Genomic DNA, 22,414 nt, shown 5'->3' on the forward strand with positions numbered 1-22,414 from the left:
CGTTCCTCCTTCTCGAGGGTGACGCGTACGTGGGATGATGACGACTTAGGATTACGGTGAGTTTTGAAAATTCGGATTCTTACTTAAACCGAAGAATGCATAGAATATAAAAAGAGCGATAGGGCATTTGGCCTTATCGCTCTTTTTGATTTTACTGAGCTAGCGAACAGAGACTAGATAACAGAAATGTTTCTGATCTTAGCCTGCGTTGTATATTTAAACCGCGATTTCACCGCCGTCTTCTCGACGAATCACAACCGTAGATGCTCTTGGGCGGACTTTGCCTTGAGTTTGTGCGGTTGCATCTTCAGACGATGGCCAGTTTGCCGGGTGTTGAATGTTCACAAACAGTGACTTGAAATCTGGGCTGATGGTAAAGCCTGTTACTTCACATCCGTTTGGTCCCACAAAGAAACGCTTTAGCTGCGCTTGATTGTTTGCATCAATTACCGCGCTGTTGCCTTGGTCATCCGTTAATTGAGATGGAACCACTGCCAGCATTTGGTCATTGGTGTAGCCAGTGACTTCGTCTGCGCCATTATCTGTCTGAATCCATAAAATACCACGAGCATCAAACGCTAAGCCGTCAGGACTCGCGAACTGGTTCATGTCTGTTAGACCAGAGCGGTTAATAGACTTGTCTTCCACTGCTGGTGAACCAAATACGAAGATATCCCAATCGAACTCGCCTGCCGTTTTGCCTTCATCCCAACGGATAACATGACCGAACTTGTTGTCTACGCGAGGGTTTGCAGAGTTCGCTTTTTTACGCTTGTTGTTATTAGTCAGCGTTAGGTAAGCCGTACCTGTCATTGGGTCAACAGAGCACCATTCAGGGCGATCCATTGGCGTTGCACCAACAAGGTCGGCAGCGCCTGCTGTATTGATGATAAGCGCTGCTTGAGAGTCAAATGAATCACCTAGCTTACCGCCGTTTGTAGTCTTGCTGCCCAACGTTAGTGGTAGCCAAGTACCTGAACCATCATCGTTGAACTTAGCCACATACAGTGTGCCTTTGTCCATGTACTTATCACCTGCACTTAGGCGATTGCTAGGCTTTGCGTCACGCGGGTCCCAATTTGCTTCAGAAACGAATTTGTAAAGGTATTCAAAGCGAGAATCGTGACCAGAGTAGAATACGATTGGCTCGCCTTCGGTCAACTTACCAAACGTACAGCCTTCGTGACGGAAACAACCCAGTGCAGAACGTTTCTTAGCGCGAGAGTTTGCTGTGTATGGGTCGATTTCAACAATGTAGCCGTGACCGTGTGCTTCGTTACGGTAATCGTCCATTGCTGACTCACCTGTTGGTGTTACGTCAAAGCGAGCAAATTCGTCTAGGCGTTCTTGTTTGTCACCAGAAAGCGTGTCCCAACCGTAACGTGTTTTGTCGGTAGCGATACCAATACGTTCTTGCGCTGGTGTTGTCTCGCCTTTGTTAACGAAATAACCCGGCCAGTTTTCTTCACACGTTAGGTAAGTGCCCCATGGTGTGTAGCCATTACCACAGTTGTTCAACGTGCCACGAGCTTGGCTGCCGTCTTGTGAGAACTTGGTTTTGGTAAATTCACTGTGTGCAACAGGACCAGACAGATCCATTACGGTCGCGCCTGTGTAGCGGCGGTTAAGTGGATCGTTATCGACCATCACCCATTGGTTGCCTTCAAGTTTTACACGAACCACACTCACGCCGTGTGCGTTGATCTCTTTACGTACTTCATCAAGGCTAGGGCGGTTGCCTTCATCGTATGTAGGACCATTAGCGTGCAGTGCTTTTTGGTCGATGTATTCGTGATTAATCACCAACAAACCGTCGTTGCTGTTGCCATTAAGCGGGAAGAAGTGCATGCCGTCGTGGTGCATGCCCAGTGAGTTTGCTTGATCTTGTGCGTTGTTGGTTCCATCTTTTAACCAAGCATTGCCTTGCTTGTTAAGTGGAGTACCCCAAGGAACCAATACTTGTGCTGTATAGCCTTTTGGCACAACGACACTGTCTGTCAGTGAGCCTTTAACCGATTCGAATGCAAGTGTAGCAGTGCTTTTTTGCGGTGCGCTAGATGATGCTGTCGCCGCGTGCGCTGTGCTGTGGCCTGCTAAACCAAAAGCACCAAACGCCGTCATTGCACTGATGCCTAAACCGCCTTTGAGAACATTTCTTCTTGAAAGGTTCGCATCTAAAACTTCTTCGAAGGGTTTGTTTTTGCTCTTATTAAAACGAGTGCTATCAAATGTTTCCTTGCTCATCTTTACTGCTTCCTATTGGCTGATTTTATTATTCGTTATTCATGACTTACCCACCTACTAACTAATTGGTTAATAAGTTGGGTCAATGTGTGACTAATCGTGAAGCAGTTAAGTGACAGATTTTTATAGATTTGATTAAGGTTTTGTTTCTGTAGCACGATTTTTGCCATTAACACCCTTGTGTAATACAAAACTCTTGGGGATTGATGTGGAACTGTGTATAAATGCTTTATCAAACGAAAAGAGAGGCAGTTATGAAATTAGATAAAATCGAAAACAAAAATCGTCGCCTACGCAAAAAGCTATACCTAGGTGAATTCGCGATTCTGGGTTTTGAAGTAAGCTGCAAGACATCGATTACTGATTTTGATCAATACGATGTGTTCATTGATGAGTTCATTGATTTCATCGACAGCATCGGTCTGTGCTTTGGTGGCGGCGGCCTTGAGCTGTTTGAAGGTTTCTTATGCTCAATTGAGCGCTACCGTTCAGTAACAGAAGCAGAACAACTGCAAATTGCTCAATGGCTTGAAGCTCGTGCTGAAGTAAGCAAAGTGGAAGTTAGCGAACTGATTGACGCAAACTACGCGTTCTAATTTGATGTTGTGTTGTTAGCTCGATTGAAAGGCCAAATACGGCTTAGGAAAGAGTAACAACAGTACGCTAGAATAAAGGCCGAATCGTTAAATCGATTCGGCCTTTTTGCGTTTTATTCGTTCCATTTCTATTCTTTATCTTCTTTTCTATCCCTTCTGACGTAAATGATAAATTGATATTTTTCGATTAAATATTAGTACTTTATCGCTATTTTTATTTGCAGTAATAAGTTTGGATAAACTTGTGAGAGTTTTATGAGAATTCAATGAAGTTGCTGATAGATTTGATCGTCATTCTTAGAGTCAACAACACCACAGTTCGTTCTGGCAAAGGTAACGGTATATCGCTGTTATTCGTTTTGTTGGCAACGATAGGACTCGATAAAGGATGGAATCAAAATGAATAAACGTACTCAAATCAGCTTAGTGATCAGCTCGGCTATGTTGGCCTTCGGAGCGGCTCAAGTTCAGGCTGCTGAGCTTGAAGTCACTGTCACTAATGCAACGAAAGGGATCTACTTTACGCCTATCTTAGCGGCGGCTCATGACTCAAGCTTGTTCATGTTTAGAACGGGTGAAACGGCTTCTTCGGAACTAGAGTCCATGGCCGAAGGTGGCGATATTTCAGGTTTATCTGGTGTCATTGCCAACGCGGGAGGCGTGGTGGTTGAGAACCCAGCGGCCGGCATCCTCAATCCAGGCGTCGCAACTACGTTTGATATCAGTACTGGTGATTTAGAGTACCTATCATTGGGTGCAATGTTGCTGCCGACAAACGACGGCTTTGTTGGTCTAGATAGCTGGAAGATCCCAACTCAAGCGGGCACCTACAAAGCGACTCTAAATGGTTATGACGCAGGCACAGAAGCCAATGATGAGCTGGCGGGCAGTATGCCGAACCCTCCATTCATTACCTTTGGCGCTGGTGGCACAGGTGTAGAAACGGCAGTATCAAACGCTAAGGTTCATATTCATCCAGGTAACATTGGTGATGGTGATGCGGCGGGCGGCATCAGTGACCTCGATAGCAGTAGCCATCGATGGTTAAACCCTGTTGCAACTATCACCATTGTTGTGAAGTAAGGGGGATGTATGAAAGCTAGAATTCTATTTATCGCTGCATCAGTAGCTGTGTTAGCGGGTTGTCCGGACGATGACGACGATTACTATCGCTATGATGTGAGTGTTACTAACCTCACCCCCAATCAACCAATGTCACCACTCGCGGTGTTGACTCACAATACGAATTTTGATCTGTTTGAAGTTGGGCAAAGTGCCTCTGTCGATCTGGAATACTTGGCGGAAGGGGGTAGTAATGCACAATTGCTTGCGCTCAGTGACAGTGACGCCAATGTTTATCAAGGCATCTCAGGCAATGGACTGATTCTTTCAGGTGAGCAAGACACGGTGTCGATTCGTGTCGACCCAAATCAAGAAGGGTATATCTCAGTTGCTTCCATGTTGGTGAACACCAATGATGCGTTTGTCGGCGAATCCGGATTATCGCTCAAGTCATTAGCGGTGGGTGATACCTTTACCATGAACATGAATGTTTGGGATTCGGGAACTGAGCTGAACGATGAGCTTGCTGCAACCATTCCGGGACCAGCAGGCGGTGGTGAAGGTTTTAATACCACACGAGACGACACCGATATAGTGAGTTTTCACTCTGGCGTAATCAGCCAAGATGATGGCCTTACGACTTCTACTTTAAGTGCAAATCATCGTTTCCTTAACCCCGGTGCAAGAATCACCATTACTCGAACTCAGTAACAGGTTGAAAGCACGATGAAAGAATTCCTGCTCTGTTCCGGTCAATTGAAAGGTGGGCGGACTCAGAATAGAGCAGGGATCATGAATAGTGCTGCGGTAAATTTGATGGCAAACATATTGTTGGTTGAAGACGATGATGACTTGGCTGAACTGGTGCAGATGCATCTTAAGTTCCAAGGGCATAACGTAATCAGAGCTAATGTGATTGAAAAGGCTCAGGCGCTCTATAAAGAGGGTCATTTCGATTTGATCGTACTGGATCGTGGCTTACCAGACGGTGACGGACTCGATTTCTGTCGAATGTTGCGTCAGCAAGAGGATTGGACGCCAGTACTCATGCTAACCGCAAGAGACGCTGAGTTAGATAAGGTGTCAGGCTTAGAAGCCGGTGTTGATGACTACATAACGAAACCGTTCAGCGTTCTCGAGTTTCAAGCAAGAGTGAGGAACGTGCTTCGCCGTTTAAGCCATGTCGAATCAGCGACTCAAGAGGTTGTGACAGCAGAATCGATTATGAATTTTGGTGTGCTCACTATTCAACCTGAACGCCATCAGGTGTCACTCAATAACCAAGACGTACCGCTGACAGCTACCGAGTTTACCTTACTTCATTTCTTAGCAACCCGCCCGGGGCGTGTGTATAGCAAAGACGAGCTGCTCGATCATGTTTGGAATACTCATCACTCTGGCTATCACCATACCGTGTGTAGCACAGTCAACCGGCTAAGAACCAAGCTTGCGATGCCGAATAGTGATGATGATTTCATTAAAACCGTTTGGGGTGTTGGTTATAAGTTTGAGTCGAAAGCTTAGGCTTATGTGTCGCGTCCGAAGTTTACTAAAAGGCCAGTAAGACCTAAGAGCCATCGAGGAGAGAACATGAGTTTCAAATCGCGTTTAGTGTTGTTCACCAGTTTGTGGTTTCTGCTCGTGAGTGTGGTGATTGCTTATACCTATAATTGGCAAAAAGAGACCATAGAACAAAGAACTAAGCAGAGCTTACACAAAGAGCTCGCGGTTCATATGCGCGATGATAATCCTCTGATGATTGGTACCGACTACAACCCTAAAGCGCTCAAATCCATTTTCCACACCTTGATGTTGATAGGGCCAGATTTTGATATCTATTTCCTCGACAGTCAGGGCAAGATTACGACTCATGCTGCGCCAGAAGGCACTGTGTTAGCCAACCAGATAGACTTAGCACCCATTCAACAGTTTTTAAACGACGAGCCTTATCCCATTCTGGGGGAAGATCCGATCAATCCCGGGGCTCGTAAGGTGTTTTCCGTAGCAGCGATTGAAGAGCTAGGTTCGACCGTCGGGTATCTGTACGTTTTGATTGGCAGTAATCGTCACACGGTGATTGCCAATTCGCAGGTCGACACGCCATACATCGCGCTAGCGGGGCTTATGCTGATCTCTATCTTAGGTTTTGCGGTTGGGGCTTATCTGTTGGTCAAACGTAGCCTGTTAAACCCAATTGAAGCAGTAACCAACAAGCTGCAACAACAAGCAGAGCAAGATTTTCGATTGGATCCGAACTTGATTCATCAAGTACCAGAATTGGTGCCGATTGCACGCTCGTACCAATTGATGGCGAAGCACATTCAACAGCAATTTTTGCAACTTGAATATCAGTCATCACACCGCAGACAAAGCTTATTACAGCTCAGTCATGATTTGAAAACGCCATTGTCGAGTGTATTGGGGTATCTAGAAACGTGGAGGATTCAAAACCCACATTCGGATCCACTCATAGATGTGGCATATCGCAATGGCAACAAGTTATCTGAACAGCTCCATTCGCTGTTAGATAGCGCCAAGAAAGATAACCCGGTACCCACATATCAATACGCTTCAATCGATTTCAATGGGCTGATGAGCGAATGCTTAGAAACGATACAAAGCAAATATCGCCATAAAAATGTTGAGTTGAACATTAATATGCCTATTGGAATCAAGGCTGTGGGTGACAGTGATCTGCTTGAGAGGTTGATTTTGAATCTGTTAGATAATGCATTGAGGCATAGCCCAAGTGGCACTGTGGTGTCGTTAGATGTTGGTTTTGAAGCGGATTCCAAACGGGTGAAGGTGGTGATTCATAATGAGGTTGAACTGGAAGCGCCGAATGGTTCTTTGGGAATAGGAACCAAGATCGCGCAGTCGATACTGATGTTACATCACAGCGTGCTAGAAACAACAAAGGCAGAGAACTCCTTTCAGCAAAGCTTTTATTTGCCTTCGGTATAGCTCTGTCTGCCTTCGTTTAGCTCGATGTATACTTACGTAGAACTAACGTTAAGCGTCTTTACTGTCTTCGTTGCCTTCGTTCACTTTCGCGTAGAAGTGAAGTAGCTCAGTTAATTCTTTAACCCAGCCAAACGCATCTTTAGGTGCGTTCTTTAAGATCTTTTCTACTTTCTCACAGTGCACTTCGATTGCGATTGCTTCTTCAAGGTTGAAAGAAATTGAGTAGAAGTGCCAAAGCAGTAGGCGAGTCATTCGCTCGATGTTCTGTTGCGAGTTATCCGACTCTGAGAAGGCTAGGTTTACTTCACCAAGCGCGATAGCTGTCATTCGAAGCATTGCGTCAAATTTCGCTGATTGCATGCGTTCTTCGCTGGTGACTTCTTCTTGCTCGAACGTAAACAATTCCGTCATTGCATCTTCAGGTACAAGGCGATGAATCATTCTTAAACTAAATTCTTCTAGTTCATGGCGAGGCATGGTGATTAAGCAATTTAAGGTGTAGTCGCGTTGCATGGTGTTCTCTTGGATCTGCAAAAAGGTCGGACAGTTTAATGGAGAAGCGAGTTTAGAAAAAGCAGATTTTAGATAAGCCTGCGTTGGCAGGCTTATCTGTGTACTACAAGCCCTAAAATCGATGCTTAGGGGAACTGTATTTAGGTTTGAACGCAGTATCAGGCTTTGCTATGGCTTGGCGGTTGGTACTGCATCGACTGGTCGTTTCTCATGAATATGTTGCTCGCGACCAAACTGCCGATGCAAATAGAACCAAGGGCGAGCCAAGTCATCGCATCAGGAATCTCGTTGAATAGTGGGATCGCCAACAAGGTCGCCACTGCGGGTGTTGCACTGCCAAAAGCGGCAGAGCGTTCAGCCCCTAAGGTATTAACCGCATAAAGGTAAGTGAACGCAGCGATTAAACCCGCCCCAACGCCTTGCACTGTTGAATGAACGGCAAGCTCCGTGAAGGGCCAATTAGCGATTGGTGTGTCCATTAGGTGGCTTGGGAGGGTTCCAGTCAGGATTAGGACGAGTAAAAGCAAAGTAGAACAGAGAGAAATAAAACCGGCACTGACTAACGCATTAAGATTAGCGACACGGGCTGAGATGGTGAACATCGCCCACATTAAGCTTCCGCATAAAAACAATAAATGACCTTTGGTGTATTCAAAGTTGAAGCTGCTTAAGCTACTTCCTAAAAACAACAGTATACCGAGTAAAACCAAACCTAAACCAACAACACGGTGTCGGCTGAGTGGTTGCTTAAAAAAGAGTACCGCAATTCCTGTGACGAACAGAGGGAGCGTGCCCGGAACAAGAGCACTGCCATGTGAGACCGGAACAAACTGCATGGCCGTTCCGGCAACAAGCAGATAAGGTAATCCGCTACCTACGAACATACCCGTTAGATACCGTTTAGGGACGACGGCAATTGCGCTGCGTGCTTTCCACATCAAAGGCAATAACACCAAAGCCGGTATGAGAAATCTTGTGAGAGCGATATCAGCAGGTGTTAAATCTGAATTTGCGCCGCCTTTAAGAGAAAGAAAAAAGCTCGCCCAAATGAGTAGGGTGACAGTAATAGATAAGTAGCCAAGATTCATAATATAGAAGGAGAGTGGGTGATGACTCATTATGGAACAGTTGGTGTGCCACAGGTTGGCAAGTTTTGGCTAAACTTGAACTATCGTTGATGATTTCTGCTAATATTCACCAAATAATTAACGGATTTAACTAATGTTTGGCATTTACTATGGATAGAATTGATAGGCATCTTCTCGAACTGCTACAAAAAGATGGCAGGTTAACCACGGCTGAACTTGCTGATGAAGTGGGTTTATCACCTTCGCCTTGTGCAAGACGAGTCAAAAGGCTAGAAGAAAAGGGCATTATTGACGGTTATCGTGTGAGCTTGTCACGAGAACAAGTCGGCATCGCAATGAGTGTGTTTGTTGAGGTGAGCCTAAACAACCACCAAGAAGTGTCGATAGATAAGTTTGAGGCGGCTGTTGTAGAGATGGAAGAGGTGATCAGTTGCCACGTTGTATCTGGGGCTTATGACTATTTGCTAGAAGTGGTTAGCCCGAACTTGATGGCCTACGAGGCATTTACAAGAAAACTTCAAAGGCTCTCTAACGTGAAAGATATTCATACCCACCTTGCGATAAGACAAGTAAAAGGCAATGCACCACTGCCAATTTATACCGATTAAGCCAAACTCTGAGCAGTAACACGAAGGCAGAATGAGCTGAAAACGAAATGGTTTACTCCTGAAGTAGAAGCGCGGTCAATATCAAAAATCATCCATTAAGTGTCAGGCTTCAGGCAATAAAAAACGGAGCACCTCGTGAAAGGTACTCCGTATATGATAGGTGCAAAACTTAGTGATACTTAAAGTTAGAGATTGAACAATCCCCAGTTTGTGCATTAATTCTGAATGAAAAAGCATGTGAATGATAATCCACGCCGTCATTCCAAATTGTCTCTCCAAATATCTTACATAGCTCTAGCTCACTTACTGAACCGAACTCTTCCATGTGTTTAGCTACAGATAAAAGTTTACCTCTTATCTCTGCAGTCCATTCCGTGTTACTCAAGCAGTTGAAAGCCATAGTCTTTTGCATATTACCTAGCCAAAATGTTTCTTGTTATTAAGTTATATGAAGATTCATGATAACAATTTTCTGGCGTTTGTAAATCTATTTTGTGATGAATATCTCACATACTCGCTTGCATTGGTCGGAAATCGAACTTCATTGTTGATAGATAGCACATTACTTTTACAACCTATTGATAAAGCTTTGATTAACGAGTTCTTAGAATATTATGAATGGGATTGAGCATATTTATCGGAAAAGTCCAGTCGAACGAGTGAGAGAATCTAATGGTGATTTCAGTTTGATGCATCGTTTGCTGGTCGGTTTATGTGGCGCGCTTCATCAATCATCGTCGCTTCTCTGCGGTATTTTGAAGACAGCTGACGGAATTTTTCACTGAGTGTATGGAGATCTCGGGAGAGTGATTGTGAGCTTTGTACGTGCACCTTTGCGCTTTCTGCCTGGCGCGGGAGTCTTGCTTTGGTGCAGTGTTTGGCGACGGCTTGCCATGAATACGCTAGAGAGTCAGCGCCTTCAAGTTCACTAGACACAACATACGCCTGTTGTAGCAAAACCTCGGAGACGTCATACGCGGTATTCATATGACTATTGAGCTGCACATTAAACCTTTCTTCGTACTTTGCCCAAAGCTCAATGATCTGCTTTTCATTAAAGTGTTTAGATAACAATGTCTGTGACTCATAGGTTGAAAGAACTTGGTTGAACTCTTTGGTGTACTGATTATAGCGACCTTCAAAAGAGAGCTGACGATCCAACAGTGTTTGCCAGTTTTCACGGTCACAATGATTCGCTAGAGCGACATTGGCACTCAAAGTTACGCTTACAATGATAACTTTCCCCCAAAAACTCATGACTTTCCTCTACTTACCGTGCGCTCTATTGAGAGTATAGATGAGCAGCAGCATGAGTTGATGTACACTTGAGACATACCTATAACGGAAGAGCTGGTGGATTTGATGAAAAAAGCGCTGATCGCTTTACTTGTGTTGTTGATATTGGGCGGAGGGGGAGGAGCGGCATACTACTTCTTAGTCATGAATAAAGACCCAATCCCACAAGAGAAAACGGAAGAGCCGGCGTTAGAAGCTACCGAGCAATCTGAATCTGACCTTGTACCTACCATGGATCTTCAGCCTGAACCCGAGCAGACGGAATTTTACGTTTTGGAGAGAAAGCTAGAAGTGGTCGAGCAACCTGAAATTGATGGCTTGATAACAGATTACCTCTATAAAGGAGAAAAGGTGGAGGTACTCGAGAAACAAGGCGAATGGGCACGTATCTCAGACTATATAGTCCTTAAAGAAGGCGGCCCACAGACGGCGGAATGGGTCTCTATGTCAGGCTTATCGAATGATGAAGTCATTATTTCGGAAAAAGAAAGCAAAGAGATATTGGATTCCTATTTGGTTAAGTCTGATGACCTCAAGCTCCATCAAGAAAAATTCCGTAATTCGGTGGCTAAACTGATCTCTGAGGGGGAGTGTGCCCCAAGTGATTTTGAAGAATTAGGCGGATGGGTGAAATCTGTTAAGTACAGCAATCGAGATGTCTATTTTATTTATTGCGGCGGACTGTCTCTTGAAAATAAAATTTATTTAGATGTAAATACAAACGAAATATTTACGAAGTAAAAATCGCCCCATTTTAAGTGTTGGACGTATTAATATTCTTTAGGGTTACCGTTCATAAGTAAAATTTTTGAAATCTTACTTTATCGCAGAGTGGGCTTCTTTATTGGCACCTCATTATATTTAATCCGATATAAGCAGTATCTGGCTATTCCGTTTAAACAATGGGTCTACAGTTTTTATGGTATGAGAGTATTGTTGTCGGGATTCCGTAAAGCAGGTGCTGCCGATTTTTGATAAGGAAGATGTCGATAAAGAGAACGTCGATCCAGAAGCTTCGGAAAACCAAGCTTAACGTTTTGCCTCTTACTTAACAGTAGGAATACCTTAACAGTCGAAATACGAAGCACCAGACAATAAAAAAGCCACTGAAATCAGTGGCTTTTTCGTATCAACTCATATCAGAATTATCTGGTAGAAGTTGATGGAATCTCGATTGTTAATCGATTTCTTTGTCTTTACCCATAGATAAAATCCAAAGAGATACGGCTGCAACACCTGCAAAGCCACCAAGAATGATAACTGGCATAGCGCTGTAACCTAGGATGTGCCAAATTACGCTTTCTAAAGTACTCATTCAATCGCTCCTTATTGCCAGCCTTCAACGCCGTGCATGTCTGGTAGTTTGTGTGCAATACCTTTGTGACAGTCTACACACGTTTTTTCACCAGAAGCTAGTGCAGTCGAGTGTTGTTTCGCACTACGGGGGCTCTGCTCTGAGAAGTCCATGTAATCGAACTGGTGACAGTTACGACACTCAAGTGAATCGTTCTTCTTCAATCGAGCCCATTCGCGCTCAGCTAAGTGATGACGACGCTCTTTGAATTTCTCAGGCGTATCAATTGTCTTAGCAATAAAGTGAGCGTATAGCTCTTTTGATGCTTGAACTTTACGAACGATTTTATCAGTCCACTCATGCGGTACGTGACAGTCTGAACAGATTGCACGAACACCAGAACGGTTAGAGTAGTGAATTGTCTCTTGGATTTCAGCAACGATAGGTGCGTGACAGCCAGAACAGAATTCTTCCGTGTTGGTTGCCTCCATACCCGTGTTGAATGCACCCCAGAACAAAAGACCACCCGAGAAACCCAAGAACAAAACAACGCCTACGGCTGCTTTGCTTGGTGTCGCAAGTCTTTTCCAAAACGCTTTTAATAATTTCATATAATAGCCTCTCTACAATACGGCTAAGATTAGCGTAGTGAGTCAACAGGTTTGAACTCGTTCTCTACTAATGGTTTCGCATTAGCTTGAGGAACGTGACACTGTAGACAGAAGTAACGACGAGGTGAAACGTCAGCAAGTACTGCATCTTCACGGTTCATGTAGTGAGTAACACTAATTTTTGTCGCACCCATCTCTTTCGCATTTTTCCAGCTGTGGCAAGACAGACATTTGTTTGCGTTCAGAGAGACTTCGTAGCTACGGATATTGTGAGGTACCAATGGTGGCTGGTATACGTAATCGCTCTCAAGCACTTGGTCGCGAGGGTACTTTTTGAAGTCGTCAGCTGCTCGTGTTGCTTCAAGCTCACTTACACCACGTAAAGACTCTACGCCACCAATGCCGCCAGGGTTATCCAGCTCAGCTTGAGCTACGCCAGCTAGCAAAAGACCGGCTGATAGTAGGGCAGTAATCAGTTTTTTCATGTTAATTTCTCCGCCTAAAGGCTAATTCTTTGAGAGGACTACTTCTTCAAAAGGATGAAAAAGTAGTCGCAATATTAAATACTTAAGATCGTTTCTCTAAGCCTAGGGCTTAAGCAACTTTAGTGATCTTAACTGGACACTTCTTGTAATCCGTCTGTTTAGACAGAGGATCCGTTGCATCCAAGATCAACTTGTTGATCAGAATTCTTGCATCAAAGAATGGTACGAATACCAAGCCCTGTGGTGGACGGTTACGGCCGCGAGTTTCAACACGCACACGAACTTCACCACGTTTGTTTTCGATAAGAACTTCATCACCACGACGTAGGCCACGAGCTTTAGCGTCAGCAGGGTGCATGTAGCAAAGTGCATCCGGTACTGCTTTGTAAAGTTCTGGTACACGACGAGTCATAGTACCTGTGTGCCAGTGCTCAAGAACACGACCGGTACATAGCCACATATCGTATTCATCGTTTGGTACTTCAGGTGGCGCTTCGTATGGTGCATTGATGATCAGTGCTTTACCATCTGGTTTGCCGTAGAAGTCCCAATCAGAACCTTTCTTAGCATATGGATCTGAACCTTCTTTATAGCGCCATAGTGTCTCTTTACCGTCAACAACAGGCCAACGTAGACCACGAACTTGGTGGTAGCGATCGTATGGTGCTAAATCGTGACCGTGGCCGCGACCAAAGGCTGCGTATTCTTCGAATAGACCTTTTTGAACGTAGAAACCTTGAGCTTGTGCATCGTCGTTAAGCTCTTGAGCTTCAGACAGTGGGAATGCATCAACGTTGCCGTTTTTGTAAAGCACGTCGTACATGGTTTTGCCACGGTACTCAGGCATTTTCGCAACCAGTTCTTCACCCCAAACTTCTTCAATAGTGAAGCGCTTAGAGAATTCCATGATTTGCCATAGGTCAGACTTAGCTTCACCTACAGTTTTCACTTGTTGGTACCATGCTTGTGTACGACGCTCTGCGTTACCGTAAGCGCCTTCTTTCTCAATCCACATTGCTGTTGGAAGGATGAGGTCAGCCGCTTGAGCTGTTGCCGTTGGGTACGGGTCAGAACATACAATGAAGTTATCTGGGTTACGGTAACCTGGCAGACGTTCAGTGTTGATGTTTGGACCCGCTTGCATGTTGTTGTTACACATTACCCAGTAAGCGTTGATTTTACCGTCTTTCAACATACGGTCTTGAAGAACAGCGTGAGCGCCGGGTACCGGTGGAATGGTGCCTTCTGGAAGTTTCCAGATATCTTCTGCAATTTTACGGTGTTTAGGGTTAGCAACCACCATATCGGCAGGTAAACGGTGAGCGAATGTACCAACTTCACGCGCTGTACCACACGCTGACGGTTGGCCAGTTAGTGAGAATGGGCTGTTACCTGGAGTAGAAATCTTACCTGTAAGAAGGTGGATGTTGTACACAAGGCTGTTCATCCATACGCCACGAGTATGTTGGTTCATACCCATAGTCCAAAGTGACATTACTTTGATGTTTGGATCGGCATATTGCTTAGCCAGCTTGATTAGGTCTTCTTGAGATACACCTGACATTTCAGACGCTTTCTCAACTGTGTATTCAGCAACAGACGCTTTGTAGTCTTCGAAAGAGATAGCAGTCATTTCGCCGGAGTTAGGGTTTGCGGCTGCTTTCTGTAGTGGATCATCGTCACGCAGACCGTAACCGATGTCTGTCGTTGCTTGCTTGAAGTTCGTGTGCTTGTTCACGAAGTCCCAGTTAACGGCATCGTTTTGAATGATGTAGTTAGCAATGAAGTTAGCAATTGCTAGATCTGATTGAGGTTCGAAGATGTAACCCGTGTCTGCAAGCTCGAAAGAACGGTGGTAGTAAGTAGACAGTACGTTTACTTTAACGTGTGGGTGGCTTAGACGACGGTCTGTAATACGAGTCCATAGTACTGGGTGCATTTCTGCCATGTTTGAACCCCACAGTACGAATGCGTCTGCGTGTTCAAAGTCATCGTAACAACCCATTGGCTCATCAATACCGAAAGTGCGCATGAAGCCTACTACAGCAGAAGCCATACAGTGACGAGCGTTTGGATCTATGTTGTTTGAACGGAAACCCGCTTTCATCATCTTAACGGCTGCGTAGCCTTCCATTACTGTCCATTGGCCTGAACCGAACATACCAACACCTGTTGGACCGTTCTTCTTCAGTGAAGCTTTCCATTTCTCAGCCATCACGTCGAACGCTTTGTCCCAAGATACGGGTGCGAAATCACCATCTTTATGGAACTCACCATCTTTCATACGAAGAAGAGGTTGTTCTAGACGGTCTTTGCCGTACATGATTTTTGAAAGGAAGTAGCCTTTGATACAGTTAAGGCCTTTGTTTACAGGAGCTTCTGGATCGCCTTGAGTCGCAACCACTTTACCGTTTTGAGTACCTACTAGTACTGAACAGCCCGTACCACAAAAACGACAAGGCGCTTTATCCCACGTGATTTTTGTTTGATCAGAGCTAGCAATCAGGTTGGTTGCTGTTGCCGGTAGAGTTACACCTGCAACGGCTGCCGCTGATGCAGCTGCGTTTGCTTTCACAAACGCACGTCTTGTCATTTTCATACTTCACCCTCAAGTTGAGAATTGTTACTTCCAGTTTCTAAATCCGTTTCGTCGAGTCCAGTTTCGATTTGGTGATAAACCAAAGCTGTCCCCAAAACGTTCTTAATGTTGTTTATTGCTTCGATGGTGTCCGTTACAAAACCTTGGTTTTCAGTTTCTAGGACCACGATGATTTTGCCTTCAGGGCTATCTCCGTAGATTTCAGCGTTATCGAATTGATCGATCTCCGCTTTGATCTCATTTAGATGCTCAGGGCTCACATGCACGACTAAACTTGATATATGCACTTCATTTAGTGCCATAAATTGCTCTCGTTATTTTTATTTATGCATTACTCACAAGAATAGCTGAAGTCGGACAAACTGCTACGCAGGCCCCACAACCGCTACACTCATCTAACTCGATTTTTGGTAGAGCAACACTGCCTGCTCTAAGTTCAAATTGAATGGCCATAGGTTCACACATGTCACCACAGCTTCGGCATTCAACATTTTGTTGCGCTAAACACTTATCAGAGATTTGTGCTTTTGCTTGCCAAGGCTCTCCTTGCTTTGGCTTAAAAATGGGTTCGGGACAAACATCTGCACATTGATAGCAGAACGTACACTCATCAATAGAGAAATCTACAGTGGGAAAACCACCATCGCCTACAATGATTATCTTAGTCTCACAACTCTCGATGCATTTACCGCAGCGAGTACAGTCATCTGTAAAGCTTTCTAGGCTGTCAATCCAAGGCAAACGAATCTGGCTTGAGTCAACTTTTCGTCTTGAAAAAAGACGGCGTTTTGATAGATCTACCACTAGATACCTATAGATGTTACTAAGATGTTGTAATTGTAGGTCATTATTCTATTAATATCTTGTAATGGGTCCTCACAAGTAGTGTAGTTTTAGAAACAATTGTATAAATACCCCCTAAGGGCTAATTGGGGGCATATATTGTCTTAGATCAATAAATTACGGAGCGAGTGATCACATATTGAATGGAGCTATGATTTTTGATGTGTGACAATACGATATCGCTGGCAAGTCATTTATCAATAGGAAGGCACTTTTGCTTATAAAACCGGTTTCATCTGTAACAAGTACGATAGCAAAATCTTTGCTCTCTATACTGCTGTTGTCGGTTGCTACGACTGGCTTTGCCATCTTTACTTTGGCTTCAAGTTTGAATGATGCGGAAGCGGTTAACGTGGCCGGTTCAATGCGAATGCAAAGCTACCGTTTAGCCCATGATATTCAAATAGAATCCGTCGATTACGAATCTCATATTCGTGAATTCGAAAGTTCTCTTTACTCGCCATCCATGACTAATTTGGTCAGTTGGAATGTTCCGACAGACATCACAGAAGATTACTATTTAATTATCGGCCGTTGGCATGAGCTAAAACAGGTCTTGAATAGCGAAGAGCGCGATCACTACCTGGTGTTGGTTGAAAACTTCGTGGCTGAAATCGATGGCTTCGTTTATAAGCTGCAAGAGTTCTCTGAAGACAAGTTAATAAAGTTAGCGTGGGCTGGTGGTATCGGCCTTGGTGGGATTCTGGTCATATCTCTTTTTGTTGTTCACTTTGTACGTAAACAAGTTGTTAAGCCACTCCACGCGCTCGTTGGAGCCAGTCAGCGGATCAAAAACAGTGACTTTGAGGTGGAATTAAATGTCACTAACAACAATGAACTGGGCATTCTGACTAAGACATTTAACTCGATGGCCAAAGATTTGGGCGTGCTTTATCGAAACCTTGAAGATGTGGTGGATGCAAAGACGATTGAGCTGCAAAATGCGAACCAGTCGCTGCAGGCACTTTATAACTCGTCACAAGAGCTCACGGTGACGCGTATTGCTCCTGAAAACTTCCGAGCTATCTTGCAGCATCTCGTGAGCTTGGAAGGGATTGGATCACTGAGGCTCGAGATTGTCGATAACTCAGGCCGTTCATTGATTATGGATGAAGGTTACGATTCGAATTTAGACTACGAAAAGTTTGAGATGAAACTCGACGATAACGAACTTATTCTCGGCTATTTATACTGTTCATATCACCACGGGCACTCAACTAAAGCTCTGATCGAAAGCTTCATTCAACTGCTATCGAGAGCGATCTACTACAATCGTGCTCAAAAGAAAGCTGAACAGCTTATTATCATGGAAGAGCGTGCCACGATTGCACGTGAACTCCACGATTCATTGGCTCAATCACTGTCGTACTTGAAAATTCAAGTTACACTATTAAAGCGTGTGATTGGCAAACTGCCAGAGCAACAGCACCGAGAGCAATCTGAACAAATCGCGTCTGAGATCGGAAACGGCTTAGCCGACGCTTATACCCAGTTAAGAGAGCTACTCACCACATTTAGGTTGACCATTAAAGAGGGCAACTTTGGAGACGCCTTAAGTACCATGCTTGAGGCGCTCAGCGAGAGAACCGATGCGAAGATTAACCTCACTAATAATCTCTCATCGATCGAGCTTGATGCGCATAGTCAGGTTCACTTGCTTCAATTGATTCGTGAAGCAACAATAAATGCAATAAAACACGCCAATGCCGACTTGATAGATGTATGCTGTATCGATGAGGACGGTGAAGTATTAGTCGTGATAAAAGATAATGGAGATGGCTTTGACTCAAGTAGTTCCAAGGTGAACCACTACGGGATGAGCATTATGCAGGAGCGTGCGGCAAGACTGAATGGCGACTTGACGATTGAAGCGGCGCAAGGTGAAGGCTGTACAGTCATATTGAAATATAAAAGTTTGAAGGAAGTTAAAGTTGACGATTTGTAAAGTAATGCTGGTTGATGATCATCCATTGATGCGCAGAGGTATAAGCCAATTACTGAGCTTTGAAGACGAATTCGAAGTGATTGCAGAAGCAAGTAACGGCACTGAAGCGGTTGCTCTTGCTCATGAAGAAGAACCTGATTTGATCCTTTTGGATCTCAATATGAAGGGCATGTCTGGTTTAGATACCTTGAAAGCACTTCGCACTGACGGTTCTAGCGCAAACATTGTTATTCTAACGGTTTCTGATAGCCCTGCAGACATTGAAGCGATTGTAAAAGCAGGCGCTGATGGCTACTTGTTGAAAGACACTGAACCCGATGAGTTAATTGAACTGCTTAAGCAAGCACACAGCGGTGACAAGGCTTACAGCAGTGTGGTTGCTCGTTACCTAAATGATGCTGGAAGTCGCAATGATATCTTCGAACAACTGACTGAACGCGAAATGCAGATCCTTCAAGAAGTCGCGAAAGGTTACCGCAATAAGCAGATCGCTGATCACCTGTTCATTTCTGAATCGACAGTTAAGGTACATATGAAGAGTCTACTGAAAAAGCTGCAAGTGCCTTCCCGTACCGCTGCCACGGTTCTGTATCTAGAACGCTATGGTGAAATGAAGTAGGGCTTGGTCCTTTGAGATAACACTATTTCAAGCCTGACTGTTTATACATGTCTCGATAGTTTTGACGATGTGAGAAAGTGGCATTAAAAAAGGCGCTGAACTTATTAAGTTCAGCGCCTTTTTGTTTACGCATTTTATATCAGTATTGGTGTTCGTTTGTTCTCGTTCTTTGAGATTAGAAACTTAAGGCTTAAGCCGCCATTGGAACCAATACAAGCGTACCGAAGATAACCGTGATAAGACCACAGATTACCGGTACAGACGTACGTTTTACGACTTCAAATGGGCTGATTTTACCCATACCAGAAGTCGCTACGATTACGCCAGATACTGGGGAAATTGTACGACCTAGGTTCGATGCTTGAAGCATTGGGATGATTAGGAACGCTGGGTTCAAGCCCATTTTCGCCGCTAATGATGGAGCCAGTTCTACGAATGCATAGAAAGGTGCATTACCTGAACCTGTCGCAATTGCCGCAGCAACCGTTAGACCTGTGAGGATAAGCATCAATGCGATGCCGCCTGCGCCTGCAGATTCGGCAAGACCGATTAGGTTATCAATTGCACCGATAGACATTAGGCCCTGAGCAAATACACCCGCCGCAACCAACAGCATTACTACGCCTTTAAATGCTTCGGCCATACCTTGGTAGCAAGAATCTAGGTCTTCTAGTGTTTTTTCGCCGTCAAACTTCTTCACAACGTAATCGATAACAGCGCCCACGAAAATTGAACCTACTACGATGGTGTAGATATCAAGTGAAAGGCCCGGAATGGTACGACCGTTGAATAGAAATACTCCAAAAATAGGTAAGAATGGAAGAGCAGCATAAAAAGCCGGCGCATTCGTTTCAATTTCTGAAACGTCTACTTTTTCCATTGGCGTGTTTTCTTTCTTATCTAGGTATTTGTTCCAGAAGAAAGCCGCACCCGCCATCACGATGATCGCACAGATAGAAACAGGCAGTACCGTTTGAACAGCAAACACATCAAGAGACATACCTGATTTTTCTGCTGCGATAACCACATCACCCGACGTTGGTGAAAGAATGATTGCTGCAGGTGATGCACAAACCGCCACCGCTGCTGGACGAGAAATACCCATTGCCGTCATCATTGGGAATAGGGTCGCCATCAATAGCACGCCAAGGCCTGTTGCAGAACTTACTGCTAGAGACATTAGACACGCTACGATGTAAGCCGCAACAAGAAGTACGTATGGAGATTTGATAGCAGCAAGCGGTTTAGAGAATTGTTTTACTACCACATTGTTTGCGCCGATATGCGTCATGTAAGAAGCAAAGCCACAAAGAAGCATGATTTGCATGCCTAGGCCGCCTCCACGGTACTGAAGCATGTACTTAACGAATTCTAGTGAGTCGGTAACCATGTTACCTGTTGAAGCGACCTTAGCGGGTAAGACTGTGTGACCTATAAGGCCAGTAATAAGAAGTAGGGCAAGGCCAGCTGTCAGTAATACACCTGCCGCTTTATAGCCTTTCACAATAAAGTAACCAACAGCGATAGTAATCACTAATCCGATCAAGAGCTCTAACATAGAAATCTCCACAAAGTTTAAAAAATATAAGAAAGTGTTTCAGAATATGACAATGAATGTACAGAAAACTGCACTGTGGCACGAGGCATAGTTGAGGTTGATATGATCTAAGACAAACATTTTCTTTAATGTTAATTGTGGTTGTAAATCATGAACAACTACTGTTGTTTAGATGTTAATAAACAAATTATCTATCTCAATAGAATATAACTTGGATCACCTTTGGTTGTTCTATTTGCATATGGTGGTGTTGTTTTATAAATCGCGAGTATTTTTTGTACTTTGGAAGGAAACGTGTAACGAAGTGGGTATTTATCGGAGTAAAGAGGTGAGAATCTTAGCTTTTAAGCTTACTTACATTTAAAGATTACTTATGTTTAACGCCTACTTACTTCCCATAAGTAAGCGCTAAAACACAAGTTATAATAAGGCGATTCTTCAGCTTCTTCGTTTAACTCAGAACCTTCATTTAATACGACTTCGTCCTCGAGTACCACTTCTTCAACTTCTTCTGCGAATAGGGGCATAGAGAAAGCGATTAGAACTAAAGGTAGCTTTGGTAGGAATCGTGTGTATGAAATTGTATTTGCTAATGGGTGCGATGTTCGTGAGATAGTGTGTTTCGACATAATGGTTTTGTATATAAAGTGATTTAACACGACGAACTAAGTGTTAGTCTGATGAGTAGACAGTGATCGAATCGAACCGTTGGCATTGTCGGCGCAGGCTCCATAGCCATCGACTCCAAATTCACTTTTGGTGTAGGAATGGTGTGGACGGATTGGATTAAGTGCAGGTGTTGATTGAACAAGGTCACTTCATTGACCGCGTCCTCAAGTTGTTTGGTATTCATCTACATTCCTGTCGACGGTTGCTCTTGTTATTTGGCGTTCATTTTATGGTCAAAGCGCGCGAACAGTATTTAAATGAAGGTGAATGATCTTTCGTGAGGTTATTTGATATCGGTTTAGGAATATTTGGAGTGGTTGAAAGCAGTGTGATGAGTAGGGAATGCGCACCAATACAGAGAACAGGCGTCCTCTGTGTTGGCTATATGCGGTGCTAGATTCAGCCTGATCTTTGGCGTCTGGCGACCAAAGTGAATCGGTAATCGTTAGACGTGAAGTAGTTTCGGCTGTATTCAAATACCGTGTTATTGGCGAGGTAACCGCGAGTACGTTTTTCAATGATAGGCTGAGCTGGGTTAATACCTAACTGTTTAGCAACGTCTTCAGGCGGAAGAATCGGCACCAATTCTTGCTCACTTCGATCAATCACCATGCCTTTGGTGTTCTCAATAAAGTCGTATTTTGATGTCTGCATCACTTGATAGGTGAGATCTGGGAATAGGGCAACAGGTAACCAAGTTTCTTCAACCGTGATTGGGTTGTTGTCGATGAAACGAACACGTTTTACGTAGAAAACCAATTCACCTTCTTTTATATCTAAATGTTCAGACATCGCCAAAGAACACGGCTTCATTTCAAAAGCCAGAACCTCACTGTGGGTAACGACATCCAAATGCGCCCACTTTTCTTGAAAGCTCGACTGTTTGTAGATGTCGTAATTGATCTTGTTCTCTTTGACGTAAGTTCCGCTGCCTTGAACGCTTTCAAGCTCATCGTTTTCGATGAGTAGTTTCAGTGCTTGCCTAACCGTTACGCGGCTTACCGAGAATACTTCACGCAATTGCGCTTCTGTTGGGAGTGCTTCTCCAACTTTATATTCTCCAGAACTGATCTTTTCTCTTATTGCATCGGCGATTTGGCGATACATAGGGAGTCTTGCCATTTTTGCCTCATTTGTGCGCTAGGACAACTAGACTTTGATTAACAACCTGTACCTTAAATACGTAAATTTGCTCTATATAAGCCTTGCTTTAAAGGTTAGTGTGAGCATCGTATCGGCGTTTTGTAGTACATATAATACAAATTAAACGATACATAACAAGCTTTCTTAAAGGATTTACCAATACAGTTTAAATACAAATTAAATACAAATATGTATTGATGAGATCGTGATCACGGATTAAATGTCTTAAAGTTGTATTATTCATCTCGTCGACAGGGACGACTGTCGTACTAATCCG

24 protein-coding genes and 1 pseudogene are annotated in these 22,414 nt (G+C 44.0%); 10 read left to right on the forward strand and 15 right to left on the reverse strand.

Annotated elements, in window-relative coordinates; genetic code table 11:
• Positions 1-216 precede the first annotated feature (216 nt).
• Entirely contained in the window at positions 217-2,244 is a 2,028-nt protein-coding gene (locus tag F0229_RS13695; protein WP_171733057.1) for a PhoX family phosphatase, read from the reverse strand.
• A gap of 254 nt (positions 2,245-2,498) precedes the next feature.
• Here F0229_RS13695 and F0229_RS13700 point away from each other — a divergent pair, with 254 nt between their 5' ends.
• The 6 genes from F0229_RS13700 to F0229_RS13725 all read left to right on the forward strand — a co-directional run bounded on the left by F0229_RS13700 (position 2,499) and on the right by F0229_RS13725 (position 6,866).
• The gene (locus F0229_RS13700; RefSeq protein WP_171733058.1) at positions 2,499-2,840 is read left to right on the forward strand and encodes a YggL family protein; all 342 of its coding nucleotides are present in this window, start codon (positions 2,499-2,501) and stop codon (positions 2,838-2,840) included.
• A 266-nt stretch (positions 2,841-3,106) separates the two neighbouring features.
• Positions 3,107-3,247: a hypothetical protein gene (locus tag F0229_RS13705; protein ID WP_017067451.1), complete on the forward strand. Its 141-nt coding sequence runs from the start codon at positions 3,107-3,109 to the stop codon at positions 3,245-3,247.
• Complete coding sequence (locus tag F0229_RS13710; protein ID WP_065583911.1) at positions 3,240-3,923, forward strand: spondin domain-containing protein; 684 nt, start codon at positions 3,240-3,242, stop codon at positions 3,921-3,923. Before F0229_RS13705 ends, F0229_RS13710 begins: the two co-directional genes overlap by 8 nt.
• A 9-nt stretch (positions 3,924-3,932) precedes the next feature.
• Complete coding sequence (locus tag F0229_RS13715; RefSeq protein ID WP_017072230.1) at positions 3,933-4,613, forward strand: spondin domain-containing protein; 681 nt, start codon at positions 3,933-3,935, stop codon at positions 4,611-4,613.
• Positions 4,614-4,694: 81 nt separating this feature from the next.
• Positions 4,695-5,426 carry a response regulator transcription factor gene (locus F0229_RS13720; RefSeq protein ID WP_017067448.1) on the forward strand — a complete coding sequence of 244 codons (732 nt, stop codon included), beginning with the start codon at positions 4,695-4,697 and terminating at the stop codon, positions 5,424-5,426.
• Between the two features lie 66 nt (positions 5,427-5,492).
• Positions 5,493-6,866, forward strand: a complete 1,374-nt coding sequence (locus F0229_RS13725) for a HAMP domain-containing sensor histidine kinase (protein WP_171733059.1) — start codon at positions 5,493-5,495, stop codon at positions 6,864-6,866.
• Positions 6,867-6,914: 48 nt separating this feature from the next.
• On the opposite strand, the gene F0229_RS13730 is transcribed toward F0229_RS13725, so the two are convergent.
• Positions 6,915-7,379, reverse strand: coding sequence for a hypothetical protein (locus F0229_RS13730; protein WP_017062624.1), 465 nt, complete (start codon positions 7,377-7,379; stop codon positions 6,915-6,917).
• Between the two features lie 158 nt (positions 7,380-7,537).
• Positions 7,538-8,467 (reverse strand): DMT family transporter, encoded by a 930-nt coding sequence (locus tag F0229_RS13735; RefSeq protein WP_017064490.1) that lies wholly within the window; start codon positions 8,465-8,467, stop codon positions 7,538-7,540.
• A gap of 149 nt (positions 8,468-8,616) precedes the next feature.
• Between F0229_RS13735 and F0229_RS13740 the strand changes: the two genes are divergently transcribed.
• A complete protein-coding gene (locus tag F0229_RS13740; protein WP_017062622.1) occupies positions 8,617-9,075 on the forward strand; it encodes an Lrp/AsnC family transcriptional regulator in 459 nt (152 codons plus the stop codon).
• Between the two features lie 169 nt (positions 9,076-9,244).
• Here the strand turns inward: F0229_RS13740 and F0229_RS13745 are convergent, their stop codons facing one another.
• Together F0229_RS13745 and F0229_RS13750 are read right to left on the reverse strand one after the other, a co-directional pair.
• Positions 9,245-9,487, reverse strand: coding sequence for a hypothetical protein (locus tag F0229_RS13745; RefSeq protein ID WP_017062621.1), 243 nt, complete (start codon positions 9,485-9,487; stop codon positions 9,245-9,247).
• Between the two features lie 269 nt (positions 9,488-9,756).
• Entirely contained in the window at positions 9,757-10,332 is a 576-nt protein-coding gene (locus F0229_RS13750) for a hypothetical protein (RefSeq protein WP_171733060.1), read from the reverse strand.
• A gap of 96 nt (positions 10,333-10,428) precedes the next feature.
• Between F0229_RS13750 and F0229_RS13755 the strand changes: the two genes are divergently transcribed.
• Entirely contained in the window at positions 10,429-11,112 is a 684-nt protein-coding gene (locus tag F0229_RS13755) for an SH3 domain-containing protein (RefSeq protein WP_171733061.1), read from the forward strand.
• A gap of 436 nt (positions 11,113-11,548) precedes the next feature.
• Here F0229_RS13755 and F0229_RS13760 read toward each other — a convergent pair whose 3' ends face one another.
• The 6 genes from F0229_RS13760 to napF all read right to left on the reverse strand — a co-directional run bounded on the left by F0229_RS13760 (position 11,549) and on the right by napF (position 16,164).
• A complete protein-coding gene (locus F0229_RS13760; RefSeq protein ID WP_010430103.1) occupies positions 11,549-11,686 on the reverse strand; it encodes a TIGR02808 family protein in 138 nt (45 codons plus the stop codon).
• A gap of 11 nt (positions 11,687-11,697) precedes the next feature.
• Entirely contained in the window at positions 11,698-12,276 is a 579-nt protein-coding gene (locus F0229_RS13765) for a NapC/NirT family cytochrome c (RefSeq protein WP_017069144.1), read from the reverse strand.
• Positions 12,277-12,305: 29 nt separating this feature from the next.
• Positions 12,306-12,761 carry a nitrate reductase cytochrome c-type subunit gene (locus F0229_RS13770; protein WP_008219291.1) on the reverse strand — a complete coding sequence of 152 codons (456 nt, stop codon included), beginning with the start codon at positions 12,759-12,761 and terminating at the stop codon, positions 12,306-12,308.
• Positions 12,762-12,870: 109 nt separating this feature from the next.
• Positions 12,871-15,360, reverse strand: a complete 2,490-nt coding sequence (napA, locus tag F0229_RS13775) for a periplasmic nitrate reductase subunit alpha (protein ID WP_104216304.1) — start codon at positions 15,358-15,360, stop codon at positions 12,871-12,873.
• The gene (locus tag F0229_RS13780) at positions 15,357-15,662 is read right to left on the reverse strand and encodes a chaperone NapD (RefSeq protein ID WP_017062612.1); all 306 of its coding nucleotides are present in this window, start codon (positions 15,660-15,662) and stop codon (positions 15,357-15,359) included. Before F0229_RS13780 ends, napA begins: the two co-directional genes overlap by 4 nt.
• A 22-nt stretch (positions 15,663-15,684) precedes the next feature.
• A complete protein-coding gene (gene napF, locus F0229_RS13785; RefSeq protein ID WP_017072237.1) occupies positions 15,685-16,164 on the reverse strand; it encodes a ferredoxin-type protein NapF in 480 nt (159 codons plus the stop codon).
• Between the two features lie 253 nt (positions 16,165-16,417).
• Between napF and narQ the strand changes: the two genes are divergently transcribed.
• Together narQ and F0229_RS13795 are read left to right on the forward strand one after the other, a co-directional pair.
• Positions 16,418-18,148: a nitrate/nitrite two-component system sensor histidine kinase NarQ gene (gene narQ / locus F0229_RS13790; protein WP_065583907.1), complete on the forward strand. Its 1,731-nt coding sequence runs from the start codon at positions 16,418-16,420 to the stop codon at positions 18,146-18,148.
• Positions 18,135-18,767: a response regulator gene (locus F0229_RS13795; protein WP_017062609.1), complete on the forward strand. Its 633-nt coding sequence runs from the start codon at positions 18,135-18,137 to the stop codon at positions 18,765-18,767. Before narQ ends, F0229_RS13795 begins: the two co-directional genes overlap by 14 nt.
• 190 nt (positions 18,768-18,957) lie before the next feature.
• Here the strand turns inward: F0229_RS13795 and dcuC are convergent, their stop codons facing one another.
• The 4 genes and pseudogenes from dcuC to F0229_RS13815 all read right to left on the reverse strand — a co-directional run bounded on the left by dcuC (position 18,958) and on the right by F0229_RS13815 (position 22,116).
• Positions 18,958-20,325 carry an anaerobic C4-dicarboxylate transporter DcuC gene (gene dcuC / locus F0229_RS13800; protein WP_016788598.1) on the reverse strand — a complete coding sequence of 456 codons (1,368 nt, stop codon included), beginning with the start codon at positions 20,323-20,325 and terminating at the stop codon, positions 18,958-18,960.
• Between the two features lie 425 nt (positions 20,326-20,750).
• Positions 20,751-20,954 (reverse strand): annotated as a pseudogene (locus F0229_RS13805) (hypothetical protein); the annotation flags it as partial.
• Positions 20,955-20,977: 23 nt separating this feature from the next.
• Positions 20,978-21,178 (reverse strand): hypothetical protein, encoded by a 201-nt coding sequence (locus F0229_RS13810; protein WP_081325372.1) that lies wholly within the window; start codon positions 21,176-21,178, stop codon positions 20,978-20,980.
• Positions 21,179-21,393: 215 nt separating this feature from the next.
• Complete coding sequence (locus F0229_RS13815) at positions 21,394-22,116, reverse strand: GntR family transcriptional regulator (RefSeq protein ID WP_171733062.1); 723 nt, start codon at positions 22,114-22,116, stop codon at positions 21,394-21,396.
• Between the last annotated feature and the right edge of the window lie 298 nt (positions 22,117-22,414).

It is taken from the genome of Vibrio sp. AIC-3 (assembly GCF_013114515.1).
Lineage (GTDB): Bacteria > Pseudomonadota > Gammaproteobacteria > Enterobacterales > Vibrionaceae > Vibrio > Vibrio crassostreae_C.

Excerpts from the sequence above, each read along its gene's own strand:
- F0229_RS13695 (WP_171733057.1), bottom strand. The coding sequence starts at position 2,244 with ATGAGCAAGGAAACATTTGATAGCACTCGTTTTAATAAGAGCAAAAAC.
- F0229_RS13700 (WP_171733058.1), top strand. The coding sequence starts at position 2,499 with ATGAAATTAGATAAAATCGAAAACAAAAATCGTCGCCTACGCAAAAAG.
- F0229_RS13705 (WP_017067451.1), top strand. The coding sequence starts at position 3,107 with ATGAAGTTGCTGATAGATTTGATCGTCATTCTTAGAGTCAACAACACC.
- F0229_RS13710 (WP_065583911.1), top strand. The coding sequence starts at position 3,240 with ATGAATAAACGTACTCAAATCAGCTTAGTGATCAGCTCGGCTATGTTG.
- F0229_RS13715 (WP_017072230.1), top strand. The coding sequence starts at position 3,933 with ATGAAAGCTAGAATTCTATTTATCGCTGCATCAGTAGCTGTGTTAGCG.
- F0229_RS13720 (WP_017067448.1), top strand. The coding sequence starts at position 4,695 with ATGAATAGTGCTGCGGTAAATTTGATGGCAAACATATTGTTGGTTGAA.
- F0229_RS13725 (WP_171733059.1), top strand. The coding sequence starts at position 5,493 with ATGAGTTTCAAATCGCGTTTAGTGTTGTTCACCAGTTTGTGGTTTCTG.
- F0229_RS13730 (WP_017062624.1), bottom strand. The coding sequence starts at position 7,379 with ATGCAACGCGACTACACCTTAAATTGCTTAATCACCATGCCTCGCCAT.
- F0229_RS13735 (WP_017064490.1), bottom strand. The coding sequence starts at position 8,467 with ATGAATCTTGGCTACTTATCTATTACTGTCACCCTACTCATTTGGGCG.
- F0229_RS13740 (WP_017062622.1), top strand. The coding sequence starts at position 8,617 with ATGGATAGAATTGATAGGCATCTTCTCGAACTGCTACAAAAAGATGGC.
- F0229_RS13745 (WP_017062621.1), bottom strand. The coding sequence starts at position 9,487 with ATGCAAAAGACTATGGCTTTCAACTGCTTGAGTAACACGGAATGGACT.
- F0229_RS13750 (WP_171733060.1), bottom strand. The coding sequence starts at position 10,332 with ATGAGTTTTTGGGGGAAAGTTATCATTGTAAGCGTAACTTTGAGTGCC.
- F0229_RS13760 (WP_010430103.1), bottom strand. The coding sequence starts at position 11,686 with ATGAGTACTTTAGAAAGCGTAATTTGGCACATCCTAGGTTACAGCGCT.
- F0229_RS13765 (WP_017069144.1), bottom strand. The coding sequence starts at position 12,276 with ATGAAATTATTAAAAGCGTTTTGGAAAAGACTTGCGACACCAAGCAAA.
- F0229_RS13770 (WP_008219291.1), bottom strand. The coding sequence starts at position 12,761 with ATGAAAAAACTGATTACTGCCCTACTATCAGCCGGTCTTTTGCTAGCT.
- napA (WP_104216304.1), bottom strand. The coding sequence starts at position 15,360 with ATGAAAATGACAAGACGTGCGTTTGTGAAAGCAAACGCAGCTGCATCA.
- F0229_RS13780 (WP_017062612.1), bottom strand. The coding sequence starts at position 15,662 with ATGGCACTAAATGAAGTGCATATATCAAGTTTAGTCGTGCATGTGAGC.
- dcuC (WP_016788598.1), bottom strand. The coding sequence starts at position 20,325 with ATGTTAGAGCTCTTGATCGGATTAGTGATTACTATCGCTGTTGGTTAC.
- F0229_RS13810 (WP_081325372.1), bottom strand. The coding sequence starts at position 21,178 with ATGAATACCAAACAACTTGAGGACGCGGTCAATGAAGTGACCTTGTTC.
- F0229_RS13815 (WP_171733062.1), bottom strand. The coding sequence starts at position 22,116 with ATGGCAAGACTCCCTATGTATCGCCAAATCGCCGATGCAATAAGAGAA.